The sequence below is a fragment of the Rathayibacter festucae DSM 15932 genome (assembly GCF_004011135.1).
Lineage (GTDB): Bacteria > Actinomycetota > Actinomycetes > Actinomycetales > Microbacteriaceae > Rathayibacter > Rathayibacter festucae.
Genome location: NZ_CP028137.1, coordinates 3,092,497 through 3,116,938, shown reverse-complemented (window position 1 = coordinate 3,116,938; position 24,442 = coordinate 3,092,497). Strand labels below are relative to the sequence as shown.

Sequence of the window (24,442 nt, the reverse complement as noted above, 5' to 3'; positions counted from 1 at the left end):
CGGTCCCGCGTCAGCCCGCGTGCGGCAGCAGCACCTCCACCAGGCCGTCGGTGACGCGCGTCTCGAAGCGCGGCTGCGGCGAGGTGGCGGGGCCGCGGACGACCTCGCCGGTCTCGAGCGAGAAGGCGCTCGCGTGCCAGGGGCAGGTGATGCAGGCGTCGGCGCCGGTGCCGCGGAGCTCGCCCTCGTGGAGGGGGCCGGAGAGGTGGCTGCAGACGTTCGAGAGCACGTCGACGCGGTCGCCGCGGCGGACGGCGAGCAGCGGGGTCTCGGCGACGGTCTTCTTCACGGGTGTGCTCTCGGGCAGCTCGGCCAGCGGTCCGAGGGTCTGCCAGCCGGTGGGGAAGCGGTGCGGCACGTCCTCCGTGTGATTCGCTCCCGCCGCCTGCCGGTAGCTGAGGTGGCCGCCGAGGTAGCCGCCGCCGGAGACGACGGCGAGGCCGAGCATTCCGAGCGCCTTCCCGCTCGCCTGCCGACCGCGCACGCGCTGGACGAAGGACGCTGTGTAGAGGATGGTCCCGGCGACGTTGGCCGCCGCGTGCACGAGCCCGACGCGCTTCTGCTGCTCGTGCAACTCGGACCAGTCCGTGTAGCCGGCGGCGGCGGTGGGCAGCACGCTGACGACGCCCAGGGCGACCAGGGTGCGAGCGGCGCGCTCGTTGCCGGGCAGCAGATCCAGGACTGCCGCCGACACCCACGCGCCGGTGGGCACGAGCACGAGCAGCGGATGCACCGGGTGCCCGATCGGCACGCCGTGCAGCACGTCGCGCACGGGCTGCGGGCGGATGACCGCGTCGACCACCTTCTTGACCCGGTCGACGAGCGGATCGAGGGCGGCCACGTTCTCGAGACGGCTGACGAGACGGACGAGCTTCACTTCGCGCATGCCCCAGGGCACCCCGTGCTCGGGTGGCGCGACAAGGGGGTTGCGATCCGGGAGGGGCCGTCCCGCCCACGTCGGAGGACCGCGTCTCCGGACCGGCACTGCCGAGGAGGGTGGGTCTCGATACGCCCCTTCGGGGCTACTCGACCAGCATGGTGCTGCAGAGGCCGCCTTCGGATCGGGCAGCGAGCGCAGCACCCCGCCATGCTGATCGGGCAGCGCGAGCAACGCGCCCTTCGTGCCGATCGCGCAGCGCGCCCCGTCCCTGCTGATCGAGTAGCGCGCGCAGCGCGCCCCCTTTCATGCTGATCGAGTAGCGCGCGGAGCGCGCGTATCGAGATCCGCCCCCCTTGAGACGCCGGGCTGCAGGCCCGCCGGCGTCAGTCGGCCGACGTGAAGAACGCCTCGATCGCGCGGGTCAGGGCGACGAGGTCGTCGACGTGCGCGAGCTCCCGCGCGGAGTGCATCGACAGCAGCGGCACGCCGACGTCGACCGTCGAGATGCCGAGGCGGGTCGCGGTGAGCGGCCCGATCGTGGAGCCGCAGGGGACCGTGTTGTTCGAGACGAACTCCTGGAACTCCACTCCGGCCCGCGCGCACACTCCGGCCCAGAGCGCCGCACCGCGGGCGTCGGTCGCATAGCGCTGCGAGGCGTTGATCTTGAGCAGCGGCCCCTTGCCGGCGACCGGCTGGTTCACCGGGTCGTGCTTCTCCGGGTAGTTCGGGTGCACGGAGTGGCCGGCGTCGGCGGAGAGGCACCAGGACCGCGCCATCGCCCGGGCGCGCTCGTCGACGCCCGCGCCGAGGGCGGCGCCGATGCGGGTGAGCACGTCCTCGAGGAAGGGACCGCTCGCTCCGGAGCGGCTGGCGGAGCCGAGCTCCTCGTGGTCGAAGGCGGCGAGCATGCTGATATGCCCCGGCTCCGCGTTCGAGTCCGAGTCCGCATCCGTGCCGCTCACCGCGAGCAGCGCCACGAGTCCCGCGTGCACCGAGCTGAGGTCGTCCATCCGCCCGGCCGCGAAGAGCGCGTCGTCGAGGCCGAAGCGCGCGGGCGGCTGGGTGTCCGCGGTGATGAGGTCGTAGCCGGCGATGTCGGCGGCGCCGTCGAGCCCGGCCTTCGCGGCGAGAATCTCGAGCAGGTCGTTCCCGTCCGCGTCGCCCAAGCCGTAGACGGGGACGGTGTGCTTCTGCCGGTCGAGCTTCAGGCCGTCGTTCGCCTCGCGGTCGAGGTGGATCGCGAGCTGCGGGATCCGCAGGAACGGGCCGGTGCGCACCAGCACCTCGGCGCCGTCGCGGGTGACGATCCGCCCGGCCAGCTCGAGCTCGCGGTCGAGCCAGGAGTTGAGCAGCGGCCCGCCGTAGACCTCGACGCCGGCCTGCAGCCAGCCCTTCGACTCGACCGTCGGCCGGGGCTTCAGCTTGAAGCCGGGGGAGTCGGTGTGTGCGCCGAGGATGTGGAACGGCGTCACCGCGGTGGCCCCGGCCGGGACGTGCCAGGCGATGACCGCCCCGTCGCGGAGGACGAAGTAGCGCCCGGGCTCGGTGGGCCACGCGGCGGTCTCGTCGACGGACTCGAACCCCGCCGCCGCCAGCCGCCGCGCGGTCTCCGCCGCGGCGTGGAAGGAGGACGGCGAGGCGGTGAGGAACTCGGCGAAGTCGGCGAGGTGGTCGGCGCGGGAGGTCATCGACTCATTCAAGCACCGTGGTGAGGGCAGAGCACCGCCCGCGTCGACGGCCCCGCCCCGCCGTCGCGTACCGGCAGGACCCTTGGACTGCCCCGGCCCACGCCTCCTGCACCGCGACCGCTCACGGCACGATCGCGTCGATGTACCCGCCGTCCACCCGCACCGCGGCGCCCGTGGTCGCCGAGGCGAGCGGCGACGCCAGGTAGACGACCATGTTCGCGATCTCCTCCGGCTCGATCAGGCGCTGGAGCAGCGACTGCGGGCGGTGCAGCCGCATGAACTCGCGCTGCGCCTCCTCCCAGGGGAGGGAGTGGTCGACGAGCTCGTAGACGAAGTCCTCGACGCCGCCGGTGTGGGTCGGCCCGGCGAGCACGCTGTTGACCGTGACGCCGGTGCCGGCGGCGGCCTTCGCGAAGCCGCGGGAGACGCCGAGCAGCGCGGTCTTCGAGACGCCGTAGTGGATCATCTCGGCCGGCGTGACGACGGCGGAGTCGCTGCCGATGTAGAGGACGCGGCCCCAGCCCGCCTCCGTCATCGCGGGCAGGTAGGCGCGGGTGAGGCGGACGCCGGTGAGCACGTTGACCTCGAAGTAGCGGCGCCACTCGTCGTCGGTGATGTCGAGCGGCTCGGTGCTGCCGAAGATGCCGAGGTTGTTGACCAGCACGTCCACGCGCGGCACGGACTCGAGCAGCTTCGCCGTCCCGGCCTCGCTCGAGACGTCGGCGGCCACACCGCGCACGGTGGCGTCGGGCACCGCCGCGCGCACGTCCTTGATCGCGCGCCGCACCGATCGCTCCGACCGCGCGTTGACGACCACCTCGGCGCCGGCGCGCGCCAGCCCGACGGCGATCGCGAGTCCGATGCCCTGCCCCGACCCCGTCACCAGGGCCGTCCGTCCGCTCAGGTCCAGCTCGATCATTGCCGCTCCGCTCCGTCCGCCGCCTGCGGACTCCTCGGAGGAGGGTGCCACACGCCTCCGACACCCGCCCCAGGAAACCGCTCCCACCGCACACCGCACGCTGATCGAGCGGCCCCGGAGGGGCGCAGCGGGACCGGCCGTCGTCAGGACGGCTGGTCTGCGGACCGCCCGTTCGGCACCGGTGGATCTCGATGCGCCCGCTGCGCGGCCTGCTCGATCAGCAGAAGTGCACCCCGCCGAGGCGTCCTGCAACGGTCAAGGCGTCCAGCAGCACCGGGACGCCTCGACCGTCCGAGGACGTCTCGGCGCAGCGCCCTGGTCGAGTGGCCCCGCGGGGGAGTATCGAGACCCGTCACCCGGAGTGGTGCCGGCCGATCGGCAGCACCAGCGGCGTCCCGGACACCGGGTCCGCGATCACGCGCGACTCCATGCCGAAGACCGCGCGCACCGTCTCCGCGGTCACCACCTCGGCCGGCGTGCCCGAGGCGTACAGCGCGCCCGCTCGCACCGCGAAGAGGTGGTCGGCGTACCGCGCCGCCAGGTTCAGGTCGTGCAGCACGATCACGATCGTCGTGCCGCGCTCGCGGTTGAGGTCGGTCAGCAGGTCGAGCACCTCGATCTGGTGCGACACGTCGAGGTAGGTCGTCGGCTCGTCGAGCAGCAGCACGTCCGTCCGCTGGGCGAGCGCCAGCGCGATCCACACCCGCTGCCGCTGCCCGCCGGACAGCTCGTCCACGGGCCGGTCCGCGATCTCCAGCGTCCCGGTCGCGCGGAGGGCGTCCTCCACGATCGCGTCGTCGTCCGCGGACGCGCCCCGCCCGAACCAGCCGCGGTGCGGATACCGCCCGCGCGCGACCAGATCCGCCACCGCGATCCCCTCGGGCGCGATCGGCGTCTGCGGCAGCAGCCCCACCCGCTGCGCGACCTGCCGCGTCGGGAGCCGGTGGATCGCCTCGCCGTCCAGCAGCACGGCCCCGGCGCTCGGCGTGATCAGCCGCGCCATCGCGCGCAGCAGCGTCGACTTGCCGCAGGCGTTCGCCCCGACGATCACGCTGATCGCCCCGGTCGGCACCGTCAGCGACAGCCCGTCGACGACCACACGCTCGTCGTAGGCGAGCGTCACGCCGTCGACCGACAGCGTGGAGTGACCGGCGGTCATGGCGGGCGTCGAGGCGGTCACAGGGATCCTCCGGTGCGGTTGCGGCGGGCGAGGAGCCAGAGCAGGAACGGCGCGCCGAGCGCACCGGTCACCACTCCGACGGGGAAGCGGGCGCCGGAGAAGGCGAGCCCCGCGACGTGCTGCGCGACCAGGTCCGCCGCGAGCACGACGACGATCCCGACCAGCGCGGACGGGATCAGCGGCACGCGCGCGTCCGGCACGAGCCGCCGCGCGATCGGCCCGGAGACGAAGGCGACGAACGCGATCGGACCGGTGGCCGCGGTCGCGACGGCGACCAGGCACACGGCCACAGCGAGCAGCCCCAGCCGGCTGCGCCGCACGTCCACGCCCAGCGCGGTCGCCGACTCGTCGCCGAGCTGCAGCATCGAGAGCCGCCCGGCCAGCAGCAGCGCGAGCGGCACGAGCACCAGCATCGACAGCGCGAGCGCCGGCACCCCCGCCCAGGACGCGGAGTTGAGGCTCCCGGTCAGCCAGCGCAGCGACTCCTGCACGTCCTCGAACTGCGCGCGCGTCTGCACGTAGGCGATCACGCTCTGCAGCATCGCCGCGATCCCGATGCCGATCAGGATCAGCCGGGCGCCGATCACTCCGCTGCCGTCGGCGAGCCAGGCGATCAGCAGCGCCGTGACGAGGGCCGCCGCGACCGCGATCACCGAGACCGCGCCTCCCGAGAGTCCGAAGAACGCGATCGCGACGACGGCCGCCGCGCTCGCACCCGAGGTGATGCCGATGATGTCGGGGCTGGCGAGCGCGTTCCGCAGCATCGTCTGGAAGATCACGCCGCCCATCCCGAAGCCCAGGCCGACCAGCACGGCGGTGAGCGTTCGCGGCAGGCGCAGGGTGCCGACGGTGAAGGAGGCACCCGGCACCGTCTCGCCCAGCATCACCCGCAGCACTTCGAGCGGCGAGTAGACGGTGCTGCCGACGGTGAGCGACACGACGACGAGTGCGAGGGCGACCAGCGCGAGCACCCCGCAGCCCAGCGCGGTGCGGCGGGCCCGGCGGCGACGACCCGCGGCGACGCCGAGCGGCGGAGCACCCGCGGGAGAACGGAGTGACGGGGCGGCGCTCACAGGGCCCGCACCTTCGAGCGGCGCACGATCGCGATCAGCACCGGAGCCCCGATCAGCGCGGTGACGATGCCCACCTCCACATCGCTCGGCCGCGCGACGACCCGCCCGATCACGTCGGCGACCAGCAGCAGCAGCGCGCCGAGCAGCGCAGAAGAGGGGAGCAGCCAGGCGTGCGACGGCCCGGTGAACCGCCGCGCGAGATGCGGCACGGTGAGCCCGATGAAGCCGATCGGCCCCGCGATGGCGGTCGCCGCTCCGCAGAGCAGCACCGCGGCGAGGCCGGCGACGAGGCGCGTGCGGCCGACGCGGCGGCCGAGTCCCTTCGCGAGGTCGTCGCCGAGGGCGAGGGCGTCGAGCCCGCGGGCGCTGCCGATGGCGAGCGCGCCGCCGACCGCGAGGAACGGCAGGACCTGCAGGATGCTCGTGAACTCCGCGCCGCCCACCCCGCCGACCTGCCAGAACCGGAACCGGTTGAGCGTCGCGTCCTGGGTGAGCAGCACGGCGCTGATCAGCGAGGCGAGGGCCGCGGCGGTCGCGGCGCCGGCGAGCGCGAGCTTGAGGGGAGTGGCGCCCTCGCGACCGAGCGAGGCGACCGCGTAGACGAAGGCCCCGGCCGCCGCCGCGCCGAGGAAGGCGAGCCAGATGAACTGGGGGAGCGTCGTCGCTCCGACCGTCGAGATCCCGAGCACGACCGCGAGGGACGCGCCCGCGTTCAGCCCCAGGATCCCCGGATCCGCGAGCGGATTGCGGGTCATCCCCTGCATCACCGCGCCGGCGAGCCCGAGCGCGGCGCCGACGAGGAGCGCCAGGACCGTGCGCGGGACGCGCCCCTGCACCGCCGCGTCGACGATCGAGTCCGGGTCGGGTGCGGTGAGCGCCGGCCAGATCTCGCCGAGCGGGATCTCGCGCGAGCCGTAGACCAGCGAGAGCACCGACGCGACGACCAGCGCGGCGAGCACCGCGATCAGCGCCGGGACGCGCCAGCGCGCACCGGCGCCCCGGAGGCGAGTGTCGTCGCGTCCGGGGCGCCGGTGGGGTGCCGTGGCCTCGGCGGTCACGACACCTTGTCGGCGGCGGTCGCGAGGCCGGTCGTGTACTCGTCGAGCACCCACGGGATGCTCAGCAGGTTCGGCGACGAGGTCGCCATCGCCTCGGAGGAGTCGTCGGTGAGGACGTAGACCGAGCCGCGGGCGACCGCGGGGATCTTGGAGAGCAGCGGGTCGGCCTGCAGCGCCGCGAGGGTGGTGTCGTCGCCGTAGACGATGAGGACGTCGGCGTCGAGCTGGTCGGCGTTCTCGGAGCTGACGGTGCCGCTGAACAGCTCGGAGTCGCCGGTGAGCGAGACGACGCTCGGGGCGAGCTCGAGGCCGAGGTCCTCGACGAACTTCACCCGCGCGTCGTTGCCGGTGTAGTAGGTGAAGGTGCTGGCGTCGGTCGGGTCGTACCAGCCGTAGGTGAAGGTCTTGCCCGCCAGAGAGGGCTTCGCGGCGACGGCTGCGTCGATCTCGTCCTCGACCTCGGCGACCTTCGCCTCGGCCTCCTCGCCCAGTCCGAGCGCCTCGCCGTCGAGCTTGGCGGAGTCCTGCCAGGTGGTCGCCCAGGGCAGTCCCGGGTAGGCGACGGTCGGGGCGATCTGGCTGAGGGTGTCGTAGTCCTGCTGCGTGATGCCGGAGTAGGCGGAGAGGATCACGTCGGGGGTGAGGTCGGAGATGGCCTCGAACGGCACGCCGTCGGTCTCGTCGAAGAGGGTCGGGGTCTCGGCGCCGCTCGCGTCGAGCGCCTCCTTGGTCCAGGCGAGGAGGCCGTCGCCGTCCTCGTCGCCGTAGGAGGCCTTCGCGAAGCCGACCGGGGTCACGCCGAGGGCGAGCGCCACGTCCTGGTTGGTCCAGCTGGTCGCGACCACGCGGTCCGCCGACTCGACGGTCGTCTCGCCGAAGGCGTGCTCGACGGTGACGGGGAAGCCCGCTCCTGTCGCGGCGGCGTCGGTGGTGCCGTCGGTGCCGGCGGCGTCGGCCCCCGCGGAGCATCCGGTCAGCAGCAGGGCGGAGAGGCCGAGCGCGGCGACGGCGGAGACGCGCAGAGGCGTGCGGCGGAGGGGGGTGCGGGAGACGGGCACGGCGATCCTTCGGAGGGGGTGACGGGGTTGCGAAGGTTAACCTAACCTAACTTCCTGCCCGCGGGCCAGTCCCGGGGTCTGGTCGTCCGCCGGCCTGGCTCTGCTGAGCAGGCGGTCGCTCCGTCCGACGTCCGGCACGCGGAACCGCGTCCGGCACGCGGGATCGGCGGATTCCGGCGAGCCGAGGGTGTTTCTGCGAGCCGGAGCTCGTCGCGCCGAAGCTTCGGCTCGTGAAGCCGCTCCGGGCACGCGAGATCGGCGGGATCCGGCGAGCCGAGGGTGTTTCTGCGAGCCGGAGCTCGTCGCGCCGGAGGTTCGGCTCGTGAAACCGCCCCGGGCACGCGGAATCGGCGGATTCCGGCGAGCCGAGGGTGCTTCTGCGAGCCGGAGGTCAGGAGGTGGGAGGTTCGGCTCGTGGAACGGAGTTCGGCTCGCCGAATCGCGAACATCCAGCGAGCCGGAGGCGTTCTCACGAGCCGAAGGTGCGGTCCAGCCGCTCCGGCGCAGGAGTGGCCGCCTCCGAAGCCTCCTCCGGTCCCCGCGCGTCCACCGCCGCCGCGTCCCCGCCGGCCCGCCGCGGCCGCAGCTCGCTCACCAGCGTCCCCGCCACGATCAGCGCGGCCCCCGCCAGCGCGAGCGCCGGCAGCCGGTCGCCGGCGAGCCGCCCGATCACGCCGCCCCAGACCGGCTCGGCGGAGTAGATGATCGTCGCGCGGGTCGGCGAGACGGAGCGCTGGGCCCAGTTCATCGTCAGCTGGATGAGGCAGCTGCTGGCCCCGAGGGCGAGGGCGGCGATCAGCCAGACCCAGGAGAACGCCGGGATCGCCTCCCCCGCGAAGGGCATGCCGGCGAAGGAGAGCAGCCCGGCGACCAGGAGCTGCACGACGGTCACGCGCCCGAGGTCGACCCGGCCGGCGAACGCGCTGATCAGGATGATCTCGGCGGCGATGGGGATGGTGCTGATCAGCGTCGCCAGCTCGCCCGGGCCCAGTCCCACTCCGGTCTGCGGCCCCGCGATCAGCAGGAGTCCGACGAACGCCAGTCCGACGCCGACCAGTGTGAGGACGCCGGGCCGCCTCCGCAGCACGACCCACTGCAGCAGCGGCACCAGCGGCACGTACAGCGCGGTCAGGAAGGCGGACGTGCTGCTCGGGATCGTCTGCAGTCCGTAGGTCTGCAGCCCGTAGCCGAGGACGATCATCACCCCGATCGCGGCCCCCGCGCCGAGATCGATCCGCCGCATCCCGCGCAGCGACCGGTGGAAGACCACCGCGCTGATGACCCCCGCCGCCAGGAACCGCACCCCGACGAAGAAGAGCGGACCGCTGTGCTGCATCGCCACGTGCACCGCCAGGAAGGTGCCGCCCCAGAGCGCCGTGATGCCGATCAGCGCCCACTCGGGACGCGAGAACCGGACGGCCGAGAGAAGGCGAGTGCGCAGCATTCTGCACACTATAGAGTGCAGAACGATGCGCACGCCAGAGCCCTCCGCCGTCCTCGCTCACGTCGGCAGCAACCTCCGCCGGGCGCGGCTGGAGGCCGGGCTGAGTCAGGCGGCGCTCGCCGAGCTCTCCGGCATCAGCCGGCGCACGATCGTCAACGTCGAGGCGGGCGAGGCGAACATCAGCCTGACCGGCGTCGACCGCCTCGCGATCGCGCTCGGCTCCAGCTTCACCGCCCTCGTCTCCGCTCCCGGCTCCGTCCCCGCCGCGATCGACGAGGTGGCCTGGCGCGGCGAGGACGCGGAGAGCGTCGCCGTCCTGCTCGCTTCCGTCCCCGCCCGCACTGAGGCGCAGCTCTGGACCTGGACCCTCGGCCCCGGCGACCGCTACCAGGCGCAGCCCGACCCCGACGGCTGGCATGAGATCCTCCTCGTCACCGCCGGCGCGCTCCTGCTCGAGCGCGAGGGCGAGCCGGACCTCCGACTCGCGGCCGGGCAGCACGTCGCGTTCTCCACCGCCCGCCGCTACGCCTACGTGAACGCCGCCCCCGACGAGACTGCGACCTTCACCCGTATCGTCGTGAGCTGATCCCGCGAGGGAGTCCCCCGCGCCCGGCGATCGGACGCCGTCCGCACCGTTCCGTGCCATCCCGATCGTTCTCCGACGCGGACCGCGGAGATCCGGCGCGCCACTCGCAGACTGTGCTCTCCACGATCCGCGAGCGGTGACCCGGTGGTCCGGGTCCCCGCCACCGCGCGCGGCGAGAGAAGGGATCACGATGAGACTCTGGAAGACGACGGCGATCTGCTCCACGGCGGCCTTGCTCGCAGGGCTGTCCGCCGCCCCGGCGACGGCGGCACCGGCGGAGGGCGGTGGAGCGGTCGCGGCGGCGGTCGCCCCCGCGCAGGACCTCTCGGCGCCCCTGACGGAACGCGCGCGCGACCTCGAGACGCCCGGCTACCGACTCGTCCAGGTCGAGGAGCGGACCGTCGAGTACCGGGTGGTCGACCCGGCCGCGACCCCGGCCCCCAAGAGGACGCTGACCTTCACGAACCCCCCGCAGGCCCCGAGTGCCGCGCGCCTCGAGGTGCGCTACCAGCAGAGCAACGGCGACTTCTTCAAGGAGGTGTCCCCGCTCCTCCAGCCCGGGGGTCCCGCGTGGCAGACCACCCTCCAGGGCGACGACCGCGAGGTCGACCTCCAGGTGAAGGACGCCTCGGGCGAGGTCCTCGCGGAGCGGAGCTACCCCGGGGAGATGCCCGCCGGGAACCCCACCGTCGCATGGTTCTACAGGAGCGTCTTCAACCTCCCCGGCTACACGTTCACCTGGTGACGCCCCGGTAGGGCCGCCGTTCGGCCGCGCCGCGAGGGCTCACCCCACGGCGCGGCCGTCCGTCGCCGTTCTGCTCGTCCTGCGCCACCGCGGTCGTTCCCTGCCGAGCATGCCGGGCCTGCCGAGCACCCGCTGCACGATGGGGTCTTCACGGTCCGCGACCGGTGATCCGACGACCGGGTCCTCCGCCCCGATCGCGGCGAGGAAAGGAATCAGGATGAAGCTCTGGAAGACCATGGCGATCTGCTCGACGACCCTCGCGCTCGTCGGTCTGTCGGCCGTGTCGCCGGCGATGGCGACGACCGAGGAGACCCCGGCCGCCGGCGCAGCGGTGGCGCCCTCGCCGGAGTGGGGACCCTCGGGCTCCGGTCCGCGAGCCGCCCAGCCGCTCTCCCTCCCCGGGCGCGCACCGGTCGAGGACGGGGCGGTCGACCACCGAGCTGCCGACGAGTCCGCGCCGTCCTCGTCCAAGCATCTTCTGACGTTCGCGAACGACGGAGCTCCGGGCGCCGTCCGCGTCGAGGTGCGCTACCGGCAGGGGAACGGCGACCTCTTCAAGGAGGTGTCGCCTCTGCTGCCGCCGGGACCCTCCTCCTGGACGACGTCGATCCAGGGCGACGCGCGGGATCTCTTCATCGAGGTCCACGACGCCTCGGGCGCGCTCCTCGAGCAGTGGGGGTTCCTCGGTGAACTGCCGTCCGGGGACCCCTCGGTGTACTGGTCGACGCAGATCCTCTCCGGCGAGATCCTCGGCTACACGGTCATCTGGAGCTGAGCCGCTGAGCCGCTGAGCCGTTGAGCAGCTGAGCCCCTGAGCCCCTGAGTTGCTGAGCCCCCGGTCCACGCGGCTCGGTGCGGAGACGAGGCGAGGAGTGCTCCCTCACCGGAGCGCTCCTCGCTGTTCGCGCCACGGCATCCGCGCGATGCGGTCGTGAGGGAGTGGCTCACCCCGCGGCGCGGCCGTCCCGCGGCGCCGACCACGAGCCGTCCGGGCGGAGCGCGCCGGCGACGGTCGTGGCGATCACCCGCAGCTCGCGGCGCTGCCGTCCGCTGAGCGGCCCGAGGACGACGTCGCGGACCAGGGCCTCGTGCCCGGGTGCCGCCTGCGACTGCTGGGCCGCACCCGCCTCGGTCAGTGTCGCGAGGGTCGTGCGCCCGTCCTCGGGATCGGCCCGCCGCTCGACCCAGCCGCGGTTCTCCAGTCGCGAGACCGCCCGCGACAGCCGCGACAGCGAGCTGTTCGCGAAGCCGGCCAGTGCGCTCATCCGCAGCGTCCGCTCCGGCGCGGCGGCCAGGGCGTAGAGGACGCCGTACTCGAAATGGCTGAGGCCGGAGTCCTTCAGCAGCTGCGCGTCGAGCGCCGCGGGAAGCCACTCGAGGAGGGTCGCGAGCGCGCTCCAGGCCGCGAGGTCCTCCCCGTCGAGCGGGGTGTCATCGGGATCGGGCATCCCCCGAGCGTAGCCGGAATTCACTTGACGCGGAAAGTGATTCGGCTATGGTTTCCCAGGCAAGCATTCGACTGCGACGGAGAGGAACCGACCCGCATGGACCTGGAACTGAACGGCAAGCGCGCCTTCGTGAGCGGATCGACGCAGGGCATCGGCCGCGCCATCGCTCTCGCACTGCTGCGGGAGGGCGTCGAGGTCGTCGTCAACGGGCGCAGCGAGGCGGGAGTCCACGCGGCGGTCGAGGGCCTTCGCGCGCAGGTCCCGGGTGCCGTCGTCTCGGGCCTCGCCGCCGACTTCGCCGACGCGGAGTCGGTGGACCGGCTCCTGGGCCTCCTGGGCCGCGTGGACGTCCTGGTCAACAACGTCGGCCTGTTCGAGGTCGCCCCCTTCGCCGCGATCACCGACGAGCAGTGGCTGCGCTACTTCACGGTGAACGTGCTGAGCGGAGTCCGCCTGTCCCGGCACCTCCTCGACCCGATGCTCGAGTCGGGCTGGGGGCGCATCGTCTTCGTCAGCAGCGAGTCCGGCGTGAATGTGCCGGGAGACATGACGCACTACGGCGTCACCAAGGCGGGGATGCTGGCGCTCGGCAACGGCCTGGCCAAGCTGACCCGCGGCACCGGAGTCACGGTCAACACGGTCCTCGGCGGCCCGACCTGGTCCGACGGTGTCGCGAGCAGTGTCCAGGGCATCGCGGACGCCCAGGGCGTGCCGGCCGGCGTCCTCCGCGCCGCGATCATCGGCGGCACCGCGACCTCCCTCGTCGAGCGCTTCCTCGAGCCGGACGAGATCGCCTCGCTCGTCACCTACCTCGCCAGCCCGCGCGCCTCCGCGACGAACGGTGCGGCCCTGCGCGCGGACGGCGGCGTGCTGACCGGCCTGCTCTAGGGCCCGCCGGGCGCCTCGGGCGCCGGCGATGCTCTCGGCCGTCGGCGCCGCGCCGACCTCGGCGGAGCCGCCCGCAGGTGCTCGCCGACCCGCCCCAGGATGCGCGCCAGCTCGCCCGCGTCCGCGTCGGTGAGAGGTGCGAACAGCAGACCGTGCACGGTCGCGATGTGCCCCGGGAAGACGGTGGCCAGGACGTCGCGCCCGGCGCCGGTGAGTGCGACGACCGTGCTGCGCTCGTCGTCCGGCGACGGGGAGCGGGTGACCAGCCCCCGCTGCTCGAGCAGCTGCGCCTGGTAGGTGAGGCCGCTGCGGCTGTGCACGACGCCGTCGGCGAGGTCGGTCATCCGCTGCCGGCCGCCGGGGGCGTCGCCGAGCCGCGCCAGCAGCTGGAACTGCAGGTAGCTGAGATCGCCGGTCTCGCGCAGCTGCTGCTCGACCGCGGGCCGCAGCAGGCTGCCCACCTCGGTGAAGGCCAGGTAGGCCGAGAGCTGGGTCGCGGTCAGGGCGGGCTTCGTCATGCCTCCGATCCTACCGTTGCTTCGAATTGGAAGCAGTGCTAGCGTGGCCTCAGTACTTCGAATTGGAAGCAATAACGCGAGGGAGACGATCATGCAGGCAGTGCGATTCCATGAGGTGGGTGGACCCGAGGTCCTCGCCCGGGAGGAGATCCCGGTCCCGGTTCCCGATGCCGGGCAGGTGCGGCTCCGGGTCGCCGCCTCGGCCTTCAACGCGGCCGACGCGGGGATGCGCGGCGGCTTCCTGCCGATCCCGGTCGAGCTCCCGCACGTGCCCGGCTACGACGTGTCCGGCACGGTCGACGCGGTCGGCGACGGTGTCGAGGGAGTGGCGGTGGGCGATTCGGTCGTCGCGTTCCTGCCGATGGAGCGCGACGGGGGAGCGGCCGAGTACGTGCTGGCGCCGGCCGAGGCCGTGGTCGCCGCTCCGACGAGCCTTCCGCTCGCCGACGCGGCCGCGCTGCCGTCGGTGGCGCTCACCGCCTGGCAGGCGCTGTTCGACGACGGCCGGCTCGTGGCCGGGCAGCGGGTCCTCATCGTCGGCGCGGGCGGGGTGGTCGGGAAGTACGCCGTGCAGCTCGCGAAGCGCGCCGGCGTGCACGTCGTGGCGACCGCCGCTCCGCGCAGCATCGACGCCGTCCGTGCGGCGGGGGCCGACGAGATCGTCGACCGCACCCGGACCGACGTGCTCGGTGCTCTCGGCGAGCAGGTCGACGTGCTGCTCAATCTGGCGCCGCTCGAGCCGGAGCGGTTCGCCGCTCTCGTCGCCGCGGTGCGGGACGGCGGGGCCGTCGTCAGCACGACGGCCTTCCTGTCGACTCCGGGCGACGAGAGCCGCGGCGTGCGGGCCGCGACGGTCTTCGTCCTCCCGAACCGCGAGCGGCTCGCCGAGCTGGTCGCCCTGGTCGACGCGGGGGAGCTGGCCGTGGAGGTCACCCGCCGGGTGCCGCTGGCCGAGCTGCCGGCGGTCCACGCCGAGGCGGCCGCCGGCCGGATCGCGGGGAAGGTGATCGTCCTCGCGTGAGACAGCGCGACCGCGGTCTCAGCAGCGCGGGGTGGGGCTGGGGGGAGTGGGGCAGGGGGAGGCGGGGAGATGGACTCCGCCTCCCCCTGCCGGTCGTGTCGTAGTCGTCGTCCCCCGAGCTCTTCGCTCAGGGGGAGCGCCACATCAGAGGTCGAACAGCCAGAGGAAGGGCAGCAGGAACGCCATGTCGGCTCCTTTCGTCGGATCGGACGGAATGCGCGGCGGGGGATCCCGATGCCGGGATCCCCGCGGTCGTGACCCGTCACCGATTCCGGTGCTGGACCACGACCGCGGTGGCGTCACCGGGCTAGGCGAGAATGGCGATGAGGTACGCGAAGAATGCGAGCAGCACATCGACTCCTTTCAACGGGCGGGACGGGACGTGCGGCCGGGACGGCCGGGGTCTGCCTCGAGGACGGGGAGGGGCGACTGCTCAGGCGGAAGAGGCGCGTCCCCGTGGTCGACTCGCTAGAGCGAGCCGAAGAAGGCGATGAAGATCGCAACGAGGGCGTTGGGCATCATGGCTGTCTCCTTTCGTGGTGCGGGCGGAGGGAGCGGTCGCGATGACCGGGGCCCACTGTCGCCGACGCCCCGAAGCGTCTTCAAGTCCGTGGCGCTTCTCGTCCCGGGCGGCGGAATCGCTTCCCTTCGAGAGGCCGCCGAGGGGCTCCCGGTCGGGAGGCCGGTGAGGGCAGGCTCTGTGCCATCCACCTCAGTCCGTGACAGCGACGACGTCCTTCGGCACTCGCTCCGCCAGGATCGGACGACCCCCTCTCGTCCGGGACGAGGGGAGGCCGCCGTCCTCCCCCGACCGGTCGAGAGTCCGATCGAAAGGAACAGGATGAAGCTCGTCCGCACCACGACCATCGGCGTGATCGCCGCAGCGCTCCTCGGCCTCGCCTCCGCGCCCCCGGCGACGGCGGCGAGCGACACGGGCGGGACGGCGACCGACCCGACCCTCTGCACCACGAACTACTCCGTGTACCAGGTCGACACCACCGTCAACGCCCACCTGGACGGTCAGGACGTGGTGATCGACCTGTCGGCCGGGCTCTTCCGGACGCGCACCCGGATCGTCGTCCTGGTGAACGACGAGTACATCGGCGAGACCTACTGCGGTTCCGCCTACTACGCGGACCGCTGGTCCGTGGGCGATCGGGTCTTCCTGAGGATGAAGCCCGCGAAGCCCGGCGACGCCCTGCGGGTCGCGGTGATCGGGGGCAAGCCCGGCGGGTCGCTCGGCTCCCGCTACGGACAGCACAGCCTGCTGGAGGAGCGGCTGAGCGCGCCCGGATCGGAGCGCTGACGCTCGACGATCCCGGGACTCCTCCGTGGTGCTCAGGTCCGCGGTGGCGGGATCCGCGGTGGTGGGGTCCGCGGTGGTGGGATTCACATCCCCCGTCGTGGTCGCGGTCACCCGTGCGTGTGCGGGTGGCCGCGGCCGATGCGGCGGGACTAGTCGAAGATCGAGATGAGATAGGCGATCAACGCGAAGATCATGACGACTCCTTTCCTCGGACCTGATCGGGCGCCCGGGGGTGGGTGACCGTGGTTCCACCGTGGCCCTCGATCGGCCGACTCTCCACTGATCGGCGGAGACCGATGACCTGGCGGGAATCGGTCAGTCGCCGACCGGGTCAGAGCAGGCGGGAGCGCGAGAACAGGGCGTGCAGCAGTGGCAGTGCCGACACCGCCATCAGCACCGTGCCGAACACGGTGTCGTCCGCCCGGACGACGGCGCCCGCGATGAGCAGCCCGGCGAAGAGCACCGCGGAGACGACCCGCCGCACGGTCCCCTCGAGCCGGTTCAGCCGGCGCTCGACCGTCGGCACGGTGACCGCGAGGGTCCCGTCCTCGAGGGTCGTCGTCAGCTCGTCCAGGCGTCGCGGCAGCCGGACGAGCAGCCCGAGCGTGTCGAGCGCCTGCCGCCCCACGTCCTGCGCGACGTTGCCGCGCTCCTCCCGGATCAGCTGCTGCGCGTAGGGCTCGACCGAGTCCCAGAGGTTGAACGCCGGGTCGAGCGCGCTGCAGACGCCGGAGGTCAGCGACATGGCCCGGATGATGAGCAGGAAGTTCTCGGGCAGCTGGAACGGCAGCGAGCGCACCACGTCGCCGAACTGGATCGCGAAGTCGCGGAACTCGCGCGGATCGACCTCGCGCAGCTCCGCGAAGCCCATGCCGCCGAAGCGCGCGAAGAGCTGGGTCATCGCGCGCTCGAGCTCGCGGGAGTCGGCGGAGGGGAGCAGCACGCCGACGTTGCGCGCCGCGTCGACGAGCCCCTTGCCGTCGCGCGAGGCGGCGGCGATCAGCATCGCACGCAGGCCGGCCCGCGTCGTCGGCGGCACCTCGCCCATCATCCCGAAGTCGATGAAGGTCAGGCGCCACGGCAGCTCGCCGTCGGGGGTGGGCGTGACGAAGACGTTGCCCGGGTGCGGGTCGGCGTGGAACCAGCCGTGGGTGAAGAGCTGATCGAACATGACCGCGGCGAACACCGGGGCGACGTCGCGCGGGTCGATGCCGGCGGCCGCCAGGCCCTCCGCGTCGGTGATCTTGATCGCGGTGACGTCCTGCAGCGTCAGCACCTTGCGGGTCGAGCGCTCCCAGATCACGTCCGGGACGCCGACGCGGGGGTCGCCGGCGAAGTCCGCGGCGAAGCGCACCGAGTTGGCGGCCTCGCGCAGGTAGTCGATCTCCTCGAGGCTGGTGACCGCGAACTCCTCGACGAGCGCGGGCGCGTCGACGCGATCGGAGACGAGGCGCACATGGGTCAGCCAGCCGCCGATGCGCCGGAGCGCCGCGAGGTCGACCTCGACGATCTCGTCGATGCCCGGGCGCTGGACCTTGACGATGGCGTTCTCGTGCCCGGAGTCTGCGGCATCCACCGGCGAGAGCCGCGCGCGGTGCGCCTGCCCGAGCGAGGCCGCGGCCACCGGAGACTCGTCGACGTCCGCGTAGGCGCGCGCGAGCGTCATGCCCAGCTCGGCCTCGGCGAGGGCGCGGATCCGCGGGAAGGGGACCGGCGGCACCTCGTCCTGGAGGCCCTCCAGCTCACGGGTGATCTCGGGCGGCAGGACGTCCAGGCGCGACGACATGAACTGGCCCACCTTGATCATCAGACCGCCGAGATCGACGGCCAGGACGTGGAAGCTGCGCGCGAAGCGCCGCATCCGCTGCGGGCGGGTGCGCAGCGCGATCGCCGTCAGCCCGATGCGGGGCAGCAGCAGATCGAAGAACCAGGTCACCGCGAGGTGCCAGGAGGCGAACCGCAGGATGCGGCGGTAGCGACGCTGGTCGCTGCGGGCTCGGCGGCCCGGGTCGGCAGGACCCGGGCGGACCGGCGCCACCCGGGTCAGTCCTGCGCGAGGATCGCGTACAGGCGGCGGCGCACGTCCTCGAGTTCGGAGACGGCCTGCCGGATCTGAGCCGGGGTGCCCGAGCGGCCGACCTGCGCGGCGGCCTGGGCGAGCGCGACGCCGGCCTTCGGCAGCGCGCCGAAGTCGACCTGGTCGGACTCGGACCACGGGGTGCCGGTGCCGGAGGCCGCGACCTGCGCACGACCGGAGTCGGTGAGGCTGTAGGTCTTGCGGCCGTTCGACTCGTCGGCGGCGATCAGGCCCTCGTCGGCGAGCAGCTGCAGGGTCGGGTAGACGGAGCCGGGGCTGGGCTTCCAGCTGCCGCCGCTGCGCTCCTCGATCTCGTGGATGATCTGGTAGCCGTGCATCGGCTGCTCGGCGAGGAGGGCGAGGACGGCGGCGCGGACGTCGCCGCGGCCGACCCGGGTGCCGACGCGCTTCTCGAAGCCGGCGCGAGCCTGCTCCATCGCCTGCCAGATGCCGTCGACGGGGTTGCCGGCGCCGAACGCGCCGGTCGAGGACTGGTTCTTCATGATGACCTCCGTGTGTCTTCCGAGTGTGCCGTTCCGAACGACCGTGTCGCTCCGAACGATACTCAGCGATATGTGCGGCGACTGTGAGCGACTGCCGTCGAGAGCACCCGTCGGGGGGCGCTCGACTCCTGTCGGCGGCAGAGCGTGCACGGCGCGCCACCTCAGCTGATCGTCGAGACGTCTAGGTGAGGATGTCTCGTCGCGATCAGCTGCGGCCGTCCCTCGACGCGCCGCTCCTTCGCTGCTGGTCGCACCGAGGAAAGGGATACCCATGAGAAACACCCGCACTGTGGCGGCCTGCGTGGCCGCGACGACCCTGTTCGGCCTGCTCTCGGCGTCACCGGCGCTGGCCTCCGAGCTCGATCGGGGCGACGCCTCGATCGTCCAGGGCCAGGAGTCGAGCGGCTCGAACCTCGGACTGCTCGGGCGTTCCGCGACGGACGCGGCGGACGCGCGGCCCGACCGGGGCGACGCGGGCATGCTCGGCTCCCCGCAGCCCGGCGGAGCGGACGCCCCTCTCCCCGCGCGGCCCGTGCAGGAGGTGCCGACCGAGTCGACTCCGGCTCCGACGCCCGGCTTCGCGGCATCCCTCGAAGCGGACAGGAGATTGATCGTCTCCTTGCCCATGGAGAGCTTCTCCTCGGGGAAGCGCTTCGTGGTCTATGTCGACGGGACGTACGTCGGCGAGACCAGTGCCGAGGGTCAGATCGGCGGCGTCCACCTCCTGTCGACGGAGGGTCCGGACGGCGTGGCGCGCTTCCGGATCGACGCGGGCAGGAACGGCGGCCGGGTGGAGGTCCGGCGGTACTTCGGCCGACGGGATCTCGGCCGGGACACCGAGCCCCGGGAGGAGACGGTGTTCGACCAGCAGGTCGCGGTCAGTCCCGACATCACGGCGACCCTCGTGGACGGCAGAGCCGTGGTCTCGGTGCCGGAGAAGTTCCTCGCGGCGGACCAGTGGCTCGTGGTCGCCATCGGCACCGTCCGCGCCGAGATCAAGGGGGATACCACCTGGGGGGTGGCCCGGGAGTGGAAGGAGGGCACGGATCGGCTGTTCGAGATCCCCGATGTGAAGCCCGGTGAGCAGCTCGAGGTCTGGGAGTTCGAGGGGAAGATCTTGGACCCGCTGACGGCGGAGAATTCGAAGGGGAGGTTGTTCGCCGTGACGCTCTAGGGGACGCGAGGCGGACGAGAGCGTGGTGAGTGATCCGGGGGCTCACGAGCAGGGCTCCGTGGGGTCGCGTGCGTACCGCGCCACAGAGGAGCGGCCGGAGGTGCGTCGAGGTGAGAATGTCTCGTCGCGACCGGCCGCAGCCGACAGAGACGTGCTGCCTCTCCGACGCTGGTCGCCTTCATCGAAGGGAATCTCCATGAGGAACACGCGCACTGCAGCGGCCTGCGTCGCCGCGACCACTCTGCTCGGGCTGCTGTCCGCGACGCCGGCGATGGCCGGCCCGCTCGACCCGGGTGCGGGAGGAATCGTCCAGCGGGAGGATTCGCCCGGCGCCGATCTCGGACTCCTCGGCCACTCCGTGACGGACGTGCCGGCCGGGCAGTTCGATCGCGGCGAGGCGGCGATGTCCGCGAGCCGGCAGCCGGGCGGACCGGACGTCCGCGAGCTCGGTCTCCCCTCGCGGGAGGTGCCGACCGTGCCGGCCCCTACTCCGACGCCGATCGAGCCCGCGCTCGCCGACACGTCGGCCGAGCCCGCCGCGGCAACGGAGTCGACCGCGCCGACCGCTCCCGGAGCGGCGCCGATCGCGCAGCAGCCGTTCGTGATCGCGACGCTCTCGGACGAGGGGGTGCTGGTGTCGGTGTCCGACGACCTCTACCGCACGGACAAGCGGTTCGTGGTGATCGTCGAGGGGAAGCCCGTCGCTCAGATCCAGAACAAGCGGACCCGCGGTGTGCTGAGGGTGGTCCCCGATGTCGTAGAGGGGCGGACAGTCCTCTACATCCCCGGTGTGAAGCCGGGCGATCGCATGGCGGTCACGGAGTACGCGGGATCGCTGGACGACGGGTTCGACGACTCCCTCCGCCGGACGAGGGTGTACGCGGCGCAGCTCGGCGACGCCCTTCCGGCGACCGCGCCGTCCGCTCCCGCGGCGTAGCCCGCGCTGTCCACCGGCCCCCGACATCGGGCTCCGGCTGAGAACGCAGAAGTCGCGGTAGTCGCGTTCGACTACCGCGACTTCTGCGTTGCGGAGTCGGTTCAGCGCGATGCCCGCGCGGAGCGCGAGGCGGCCGAGGCGACGGCGGTGCGAGCGGGACTCGAGAGCGGCCACCGCGACGTCCGGGTCTCGAGCGGGGCGGGACGGGCATGCCGCACTGCGCGACAGGGGGAGAAGGGGTGCGGTGCGCCGGGAACACAATGGCTCCTCGTGACCGGCCGGGGCTGCTCCAGGAGATGCCGCTTCGTCGTCGCCGGTCGCACTGAAGGAAGGGAATTCCATGAGAAGCACGCGCACTCTGGCGGCCTGCGCTGCCGCCACCGCCCTGGTCGGCCTGCTGTCGGCGACGCCGGCGACGGCCGCACCAGCCGGGATCGGGGCCTCACGGTCCGCGGCTGCGCCCGCCACGTCCGCTCCTGCAGCGAGTTCGACCGTGACGGCATCCCTCGTGGACGGTCACGTGATCGTGAGTCTCCCCGGTGAGATCGCCTCGTCGGACACGTGGCTCATGGTCCGCGCCGGGGAGAGGGTCCTCGGTCAGATCCAGAACGGCGTCGTCCTCGGCGGGAAGTCGTACTACGCGCTGGACGGCCGGATGAAGGTCGAGTTCGGTGCCGCGCAGGCGGGTGATCGGCTGGAGGTCTTCCAGCTCGAGGGTTCTCTGGGCGACGACGTCGACGACGCCCACTGGATCAAGAAGCTGGCCGACTTCCCGGCATCGGACGCTCCGGTCGAGTCGGGACTGACGGGGTCGTTCGAGGACGGCTTCGCAGTGGTGAGCGTGCCCACCGCCGTCTTCGCGGCGGAGAGGAGGCTCGTGTTCCGGGCCGACGGGGTGGAGGTCGGTCAGAGCTACGGCGGGGAGACCTTCATCGGCGGCGGCCAGGACGGCAGAACCGCGTTCCTCGGCAGCAAGCGGACCGACGGCGACCTGACGCGGGTGCAGCTCCTCGGTGTGAAGCCCGGCAGCCGGGTGGAGGTCTCGGAGTACGAGGGAGCAGGGTTCGACTTCGGGGTGGAGGACGTCAAGCGGATCGCGAAGCTGTTCGATCAGCAGGTGGGCGAGAAGCCCGGCGTGGCGGTGTCCCTGGTGAACGGGAACGCCGTGCTGTCCGTGCCCGACGAGGTCCTCCGGACCGACAAGCGGTTGGTGGTCTCCGCCGGAGGGAGGGACCTCGGTGAGATCCAGGGCGACGCGGCGTACGGGCCCGTGAAGGTGTGGCGCGAGGGCGACGCCAAGCTGTTCGAGTTCAGCACGGTGACGCCGGGTCAGCACCTGGAGGTCTGGGAGTACGAGGGCACGTGGTACGACTCGCGCGATCCGGCCCACCGCAAGGAGAAGCTGCTCGACCAGGTTCTGACGGCCGCTCCGGCTGCGCCTCCCGCTCCCGCCCCGGCGGAGCCGACGTTCGTGAAGGCGTCGATCTCGGACGGTCGTGCCCTGGTGACCCTGCCGGACGCGATCGTCGAGTCGGATCGGCGCTTCGTGGTCGTCGTCGGCGGGAAGCCCGTCGCCGAGATGCGGCAGAACGACGCCCGCGGGGTGGCCGGTGTCTCGAAGTCGACCGAGGACGCGGAGACGACCTTCCTCATCGACGGGGTGGATCCCGGCGATCGACTGGAGGTCTGGGAGTACGAGGGCGTGCTGGGCTTCGGGTTCCAGGACGCACTCCGCAAGGCCGAGGTGTTCGACCAGCAGCTCTAGGCCGCTCGGATCATGACGCAGAAGTTGCGGTAGTCGCGTTCGACTACCGCAACTTCTGCGTTGTGGGCGGGATCAGCGCGGGAGGCGCTGGAGCGCGGTGCGGCGCTCGCGGTCCTCGAGTGCGGCGCGCTCGTGGCGGAGGGCGGCGACCTCCGCGTGGGTGGGCGGGAGGCGGCGCTCCCGGGTGCTCCACGCCACGAGAGCGATCCCAGCGCGGAGCGCGAGGCGGTCGAGCAGGCGGGCGAGCCGAGGTCGGGGGAGGCGGGCGACGAGTGTCGCTGCGGTGTTCACGATGGTGTCCTTCGTGCGGGGCCCGGTCGATGCCGGGCGGCTGGCGCGCGGGCGCGCCGGAGAGCGCCTGGTGGGCGCGGCGAGGAGCGCGCTCGGAGCGCGCGGAGCGGCCGCCGGAGGGGCGGCGCGCGGGACCCGGGGATCGGGTCGGGAACGGGACGACGGTCCGTGCGGCGGTGCCGCGGGACCGGGAGCTTCTTCTGCGCCGTCACCGTCTGAGCGATGACGAGCGGGAGGCTCGACCGGTCAGTCGGAGAGGGCGCCGAAGAAGCCGGCGGTGGTGAAGTGCGGTGCGTGCGTCATGGTCGGCTCCTTTCGTGGTGGCGTTCGTCGACCGTAGCGGGCTGCGGGTGTTCCTGGCAAGAGGCTGGGTGCGGGTCGGCGGGTCTCGATACGCCGCCTGCGGCAGCTACTCGACCAGCATGTGGCGCCTGCGCGGACGGGAGGACGGTGGAGCGGCTGCCCTTTACATGCTGATCGAGTAGGCCGCAATGCGGCCGTATCGAGATCCACCACCGTCAGAAGACAGGTCTGCAGAACCGCCCTGCTGGCGAAGGCGGGTCTCGATACGCCGCGTTCCGCGGCTACTCGACCAGCATGGGGGCGCGTGCGGCGGCTGCTCGACCAGCATGAGGCGCAGGGTCAGGCGCGGGGGCGGGGCTGGAGGCGCTCGAGCTGGGTGACGTGGGCCGGGGTGAGCTCTTCGAGGGAGTGGGCGCCGAGGAGCTTCATGGTGCGCACGATCTGGTCGGAGAGGATCGCGATGGTGCGGTCGACGCCCTGGCGGCCGCCGGCCATGAGGCCGTAGAGGTAGGCGCGGCCGATCAGGGTGAACTTCGCGCCGAGAGCGATGGAGGAGACGATGTCGGCGCCGTTCATGATGCCGGTGTCGACCATGACCTCGGTGTCGGTGCCGACCTCGCGGACGACCTCGGGCAGCAGGTGGAAGGGGATGGGGGCGCGGTCGAGCTGGCGTCCGCCGTGGTTGGAGAGGACGATGCCGTCGACGCCGAAGTCGGCGAACTTGTGGGCGTCCTCGACGCTCTGCACGCCCTTGATGACGAGCTTGCCGGGCCACATCTCGCGGATCACCTTGAGGTCCTCGAAGCTGATGGTGGGGTCCATGGCGAGGTCGAGCAGGTCGCCGACGGTGCCGCCGGTGGCGCTGAGGGAGGCGAACTCGAGCTTCTGGGTGGTGAGGAAGTCGAACCACCACCACGGGCGGGGCAGTGCGTCGAGGACGGTGCCGACGGTGAGCTGGGGCGGAATGGAGAAGCCGTTGCGCTTGTCGCGCAGGCGGGCGCCGGCGACGGGCGTGTCGACGGTGAAGAAGAGGGTCTCGTAGCCCGCCTTGGCGGCGCGCTCGACGAGCCCGTAGGAGATCTCGCGGTCGCGCATGACGTAGAGCTGGAACCAGTTGCGGCCGTTCGGGTTGGCCTTCTTCACGTTCTCGATCGAGGTGGTGCCGAGCGTGGAGAGGGTGAAGGGGATGCCCGCGGCGGCGGCCGCTCCGGCTCCGGCGGTCTCGCCCTCGGTCTGCATCAGGCGGGTGAAGCCGGTGGGCGCGATCCCGAAGGGCATGGCGGAGGGTGCGCCGAGGACGGTAGCGGTGGTGTCGACGGCGGCGACGTCGCGGAGCACCTGGGGGTGGAACTCGACGTCCTCGAACGCCTGGCGGGCGCGGGCGATCGAGATCTCGCCCTCCGCGGAGCCGTCGGTGTAGTCGAAGGCGGCTTTCGGGGTGCGGCGCTTCGCGATCGAGCGGAGGTCCTCGATGGTGAGGGCGGCGTCGAGGCGACGCTTGCGGCCGTCGAGCTCGGGCTTCTTGAAGCTGAGGTACTCGAGCAGCTCGACGGGCTTCGGGAACTGGCGCTGGACCATGC

The 24,442-nt window shown here is 72.6% G+C and carries 24 protein-coding genes; 9 read left to right on the top strand and 15 right to left on the bottom strand.

Going from position 1 to position 24,442, the window contains the following annotated elements:
• Window positions 1-10 precede the first annotated feature (10 nt).
• The 8 genes from C1I64_RS14310 to C1I64_RS14275 form a co-directional block, all read right to left on the bottom strand.
• Window positions 11-886, bottom strand: a complete 876-nt coding sequence (locus C1I64_RS14310) for a Rieske (2Fe-2S) protein (protein ID WP_127887655.1) — start codon at window positions 884-886, stop codon at window positions 11-13.
• 377 nt (window positions 887-1,263) lie between these two features.
• The gene (locus tag C1I64_RS14305; protein WP_127887654.1) at window positions 1,264-2,568 is read right to left on the bottom strand and encodes a M18 family aminopeptidase; all 1,305 of its coding nucleotides are present in this window, start codon (window positions 2,566-2,568) and stop codon (window positions 1,264-1,266) included.
• 121 nt (window positions 2,569-2,689) lie between these two features.
• Window positions 2,690-3,484, bottom strand: a complete 795-nt coding sequence (locus C1I64_RS14300) for an SDR family NAD(P)-dependent oxidoreductase (RefSeq protein ID WP_127888588.1) — start codon at window positions 3,482-3,484, stop codon at window positions 2,690-2,692.
• Window positions 3,485-3,839: 355 nt separating this feature from the next.
• Entirely contained in the window at window positions 3,840-4,646 is an 807-nt protein-coding gene (locus C1I64_RS14295) for an ABC transporter ATP-binding protein (RefSeq protein WP_123447069.1), read from the bottom strand.
• A gap of 17 nt (window positions 4,647-4,663) precedes the next feature.
• Window positions 4,664-5,740, bottom strand: coding sequence for a FecCD family ABC transporter permease (locus C1I64_RS14290; protein ID WP_127887653.1), 1,077 nt, complete (start codon window positions 5,738-5,740; stop codon window positions 4,664-4,666).
• The gene (locus C1I64_RS14285) at window positions 5,737-6,798 is read right to left on the bottom strand and encodes a FecCD family ABC transporter permease (protein WP_127887652.1); all 1,062 of its coding nucleotides are present in this window, start codon (window positions 6,796-6,798) and stop codon (window positions 5,737-5,739) included. Before C1I64_RS14285 ends, C1I64_RS14290 begins: the two co-directional genes overlap by 4 nt.
• Window positions 6,795-7,856 carry an iron-siderophore ABC transporter substrate-binding protein gene (locus C1I64_RS14280; protein ID WP_127887651.1) on the bottom strand — a complete coding sequence of 354 codons (1,062 nt, stop codon included), beginning with the start codon at window positions 7,854-7,856 and terminating at the stop codon, window positions 6,795-6,797. The genes C1I64_RS14285 and C1I64_RS14280 overlap by 4 nt, the downstream gene beginning before the upstream one ends.
• Before the next feature lie 469 nt (window positions 7,857-8,325).
• Window positions 8,326-9,300 carry a DMT family transporter gene (locus C1I64_RS14275; RefSeq protein WP_127887650.1) on the bottom strand — a complete coding sequence of 325 codons (975 nt, stop codon included), beginning with the start codon at window positions 9,298-9,300 and terminating at the stop codon, window positions 8,326-8,328.
• Window positions 9,301-9,325: 25 nt separating this feature from the next.
• On the opposite strand from C1I64_RS14275, the gene C1I64_RS14270 reads away from it, so the two are divergent.
• Together C1I64_RS14270 and C1I64_RS14265 are read left to right on the top strand one after the other, a co-directional pair.
• Window positions 9,326-9,886, top strand: coding sequence for a helix-turn-helix transcriptional regulator (locus C1I64_RS14270; RefSeq protein ID WP_127887649.1), 561 nt, complete (start codon window positions 9,326-9,328; stop codon window positions 9,884-9,886).
• 190 nt (window positions 9,887-10,076) lie between these two features.
• The gene (locus C1I64_RS14265; RefSeq protein ID WP_127887648.1) at window positions 10,077-10,631 is read left to right on the top strand and encodes a hypothetical protein; all 555 of its coding nucleotides are present in this window, start codon (window positions 10,077-10,079) and stop codon (window positions 10,629-10,631) included.
• A 39-nt stretch (window positions 10,632-10,670) separates the two neighbouring features.
• Here C1I64_RS14265 and C1I64_RS14260 read toward each other — a convergent pair whose 3' ends face one another.
• Window positions 10,671-10,868, bottom strand: a complete 198-nt coding sequence (locus tag C1I64_RS14260; protein WP_127887647.1) for a hypothetical protein — start codon at window positions 10,866-10,868, stop codon at window positions 10,671-10,673.
• Between C1I64_RS14260 and C1I64_RS14255 the strand changes: the two genes are divergently transcribed.
• Window positions 10,849-11,406: a hypothetical protein gene (locus C1I64_RS14255; RefSeq protein WP_127887646.1), complete on the top strand. Its 558-nt coding sequence runs from the start codon at window positions 10,849-10,851 to the stop codon at window positions 11,404-11,406. The genes C1I64_RS14260 and C1I64_RS14255 overlap by 20 nt on opposite strands.
• 169 nt (window positions 11,407-11,575) lie before the next feature.
• On the opposite strand, the gene C1I64_RS14250 is transcribed toward C1I64_RS14255, so the two are convergent.
• Window positions 11,576-12,079: a MarR family winged helix-turn-helix transcriptional regulator gene (locus C1I64_RS14250; protein ID WP_127887645.1), complete on the bottom strand. Its 504-nt coding sequence runs from the start codon at window positions 12,077-12,079 to the stop codon at window positions 11,576-11,578.
• 96 nt (window positions 12,080-12,175) lie between these two features.
• Here C1I64_RS14250 and C1I64_RS14245 point away from each other — a divergent pair, with 96 nt between their 5' ends.
• The gene (locus C1I64_RS14245; RefSeq protein WP_127887644.1) at window positions 12,176-12,967 is read left to right on the top strand and encodes an SDR family NAD(P)-dependent oxidoreductase; all 792 of its coding nucleotides are present in this window, start codon (window positions 12,176-12,178) and stop codon (window positions 12,965-12,967) included.
• Here the strand turns inward: C1I64_RS14245 and C1I64_RS14240 are convergent.
• Window positions 12,964-13,485 carry a MarR family winged helix-turn-helix transcriptional regulator gene (locus C1I64_RS14240; protein ID WP_127887643.1) on the bottom strand — a complete coding sequence of 174 codons (522 nt, stop codon included), beginning with the start codon at window positions 13,483-13,485 and terminating at the stop codon, window positions 12,964-12,966. The genes C1I64_RS14245 and C1I64_RS14240 overlap by 4 nt on opposite strands.
• A gap of 91 nt (window positions 13,486-13,576) precedes the next feature.
• Between C1I64_RS14240 and C1I64_RS14235 the strand changes: the two genes are divergently transcribed.
• The gene (locus tag C1I64_RS14235) at window positions 13,577-14,506 is read left to right on the top strand and encodes an NADP-dependent oxidoreductase (RefSeq protein WP_127887642.1); all 930 of its coding nucleotides are present in this window, start codon (window positions 13,577-13,579) and stop codon (window positions 14,504-14,506) included.
• An 841-nt stretch (window positions 14,507-15,347) separates the two neighbouring features.
• Window positions 15,348-15,812 carry a hypothetical protein gene (locus C1I64_RS14230; RefSeq protein WP_127887641.1) on the top strand — a complete coding sequence of 155 codons (465 nt, stop codon included), beginning with the start codon at window positions 15,348-15,350 and terminating at the stop codon, window positions 15,810-15,812.
• A gap of 331 nt (window positions 15,813-16,143) precedes the next feature.
• Here C1I64_RS14230 and C1I64_RS14225 read toward each other — a convergent pair whose 3' ends face one another.
• Window positions 16,144-17,850: an ABC1 kinase family protein gene (locus C1I64_RS14225; protein ID WP_127887640.1), complete on the bottom strand. Its 1,707-nt coding sequence runs from the start codon at window positions 17,848-17,850 to the stop codon at window positions 16,144-16,146.
• Between the two features lie 5 nt (window positions 17,851-17,855).
• A complete protein-coding gene (locus C1I64_RS14220) occupies window positions 17,856-18,392 on the bottom strand; it encodes a PadR family transcriptional regulator (protein ID WP_123446929.1) in 537 nt (178 codons plus the stop codon).
• Window positions 18,393-18,663: 271 nt separating this feature from the next.
• On the opposite strand from C1I64_RS14220, the gene C1I64_RS14215 reads away from it, so the two are divergent.
• From C1I64_RS14215 to C1I64_RS14205, 3 genes are all read left to right on the top strand, one after another.
• Entirely contained in the window at window positions 18,664-19,566 is a 903-nt protein-coding gene (locus C1I64_RS14215) for a hypothetical protein (protein ID WP_127887639.1), read from the top strand.
• A 196-nt stretch (window positions 19,567-19,762) separates the two neighbouring features.
• Window positions 19,763-20,503, top strand: a complete 741-nt coding sequence (locus C1I64_RS14210; protein WP_127887638.1) for a hypothetical protein — start codon at window positions 19,763-19,765, stop codon at window positions 20,501-20,503.
• A gap of 493 nt (window positions 20,504-20,996) precedes the next feature.
• On the top strand, window positions 20,997-22,268 hold the full coding sequence (locus C1I64_RS14205) for a hypothetical protein (RefSeq protein ID WP_127887637.1): 1,272 nt from the start codon (window positions 20,997-20,999) through the stop codon (window positions 22,266-22,268).
• A gap of 72 nt (window positions 22,269-22,340) precedes the next feature.
• Here C1I64_RS14205 and C1I64_RS14200 read toward each other — a convergent pair whose 3' ends face one another.
• Together C1I64_RS14200 and C1I64_RS14195 are read right to left on the bottom strand one after the other, a co-directional pair.
• Window positions 22,341-22,559 (bottom strand): hypothetical protein, encoded by a 219-nt coding sequence (locus C1I64_RS14200; protein ID WP_127887636.1) that lies wholly within the window; start codon window positions 22,557-22,559, stop codon window positions 22,341-22,343.
• Between the two features lie 642 nt (window positions 22,560-23,201).
• On the bottom strand, window positions 23,202-24,440 hold the full coding sequence (locus C1I64_RS14195) for an alpha-hydroxy acid oxidase (RefSeq protein ID WP_127887635.1): 1,239 nt from the start codon (window positions 24,438-24,440) through the stop codon (window positions 23,202-23,204).
• Between the last annotated feature and the right edge of the window lie 2 nt (window positions 24,441-24,442).

Coding starts and splice junctions, on each gene's coding strand:
- C1I64_RS14310 (WP_127887655.1), bottom strand. CDS start 886: ATGCGCGAAGTGAAGCTCGTCCGTCTCGTCAGCCGTCTCGAGAACGTG.
- C1I64_RS14305 (WP_127887654.1), bottom strand. CDS start 2,568: ATGACCTCCCGCGCCGACCACCTCGCCGACTTCGCCGAGTTCCTCACC.
- C1I64_RS14295 (WP_123447069.1), bottom strand. CDS start 4,646: ATGACCGCCGGTCACTCCACGCTGTCGGTCGACGGCGTGACGCTCGCC.
- C1I64_RS14275 (WP_127887650.1), bottom strand. CDS start 9,300: ATGCTGCGCACTCGCCTTCTCTCGGCCGTCCGGTTCTCGCGTCCCGAG.
- C1I64_RS14270 (WP_127887649.1), top strand. CDS start 9,326: ATGCGCACGCCAGAGCCCTCCGCCGTCCTCGCTCACGTCGGCAGCAAC.
- C1I64_RS14265 (WP_127887648.1), top strand. CDS start 10,077: ATGAGACTCTGGAAGACGACGGCGATCTGCTCCACGGCGGCCTTGCTC.
- C1I64_RS14255 (WP_127887646.1), top strand. CDS start 10,849: ATGAAGCTCTGGAAGACCATGGCGATCTGCTCGACGACCCTCGCGCTC.
- C1I64_RS14260 (WP_127887647.1), bottom strand. CDS start 10,868: ATGGTCTTCCAGAGCTTCATCCTGATTCCTTTCCTCGCCGCGATCGGG.
- C1I64_RS14250 (WP_127887645.1), bottom strand. CDS start 12,079: ATGCCCGATCCCGATGACACCCCGCTCGACGGGGAGGACCTCGCGGCC.
- C1I64_RS14245 (WP_127887644.1), top strand. CDS start 12,176: ATGGACCTGGAACTGAACGGCAAGCGCGCCTTCGTGAGCGGATCGACG.
- C1I64_RS14240 (WP_127887643.1), bottom strand. CDS start 13,485: ATGACGAAGCCCGCCCTGACCGCGACCCAGCTCTCGGCCTACCTGGCC.
- C1I64_RS14235 (WP_127887642.1), top strand. CDS start 13,577: ATGCAGGCAGTGCGATTCCATGAGGTGGGTGGACCCGAGGTCCTCGCC.
- C1I64_RS14230 (WP_127887641.1), top strand. CDS start 15,348: ATGAAGCTCGTCCGCACCACGACCATCGGCGTGATCGCCGCAGCGCTC.
- C1I64_RS14220 (WP_123446929.1), bottom strand. CDS start 18,392: ATGAAGAACCAGTCCTCGACCGGCGCGTTCGGCGCCGGCAACCCCGTC.
- C1I64_RS14215 (WP_127887639.1), top strand. CDS start 18,664: ATGAGAAACACCCGCACTGTGGCGGCCTGCGTGGCCGCGACGACCCTG.
- C1I64_RS14210 (WP_127887638.1), top strand. CDS start 19,763: ATGAGGAACACGCGCACTGCAGCGGCCTGCGTCGCCGCGACCACTCTG.
- C1I64_RS14195 (WP_127887635.1), bottom strand. CDS start 24,440: ATGGTCCAGCGCCAGTTCCCGAAGCCCGTCGAGCTGCTCGAGTACCTC.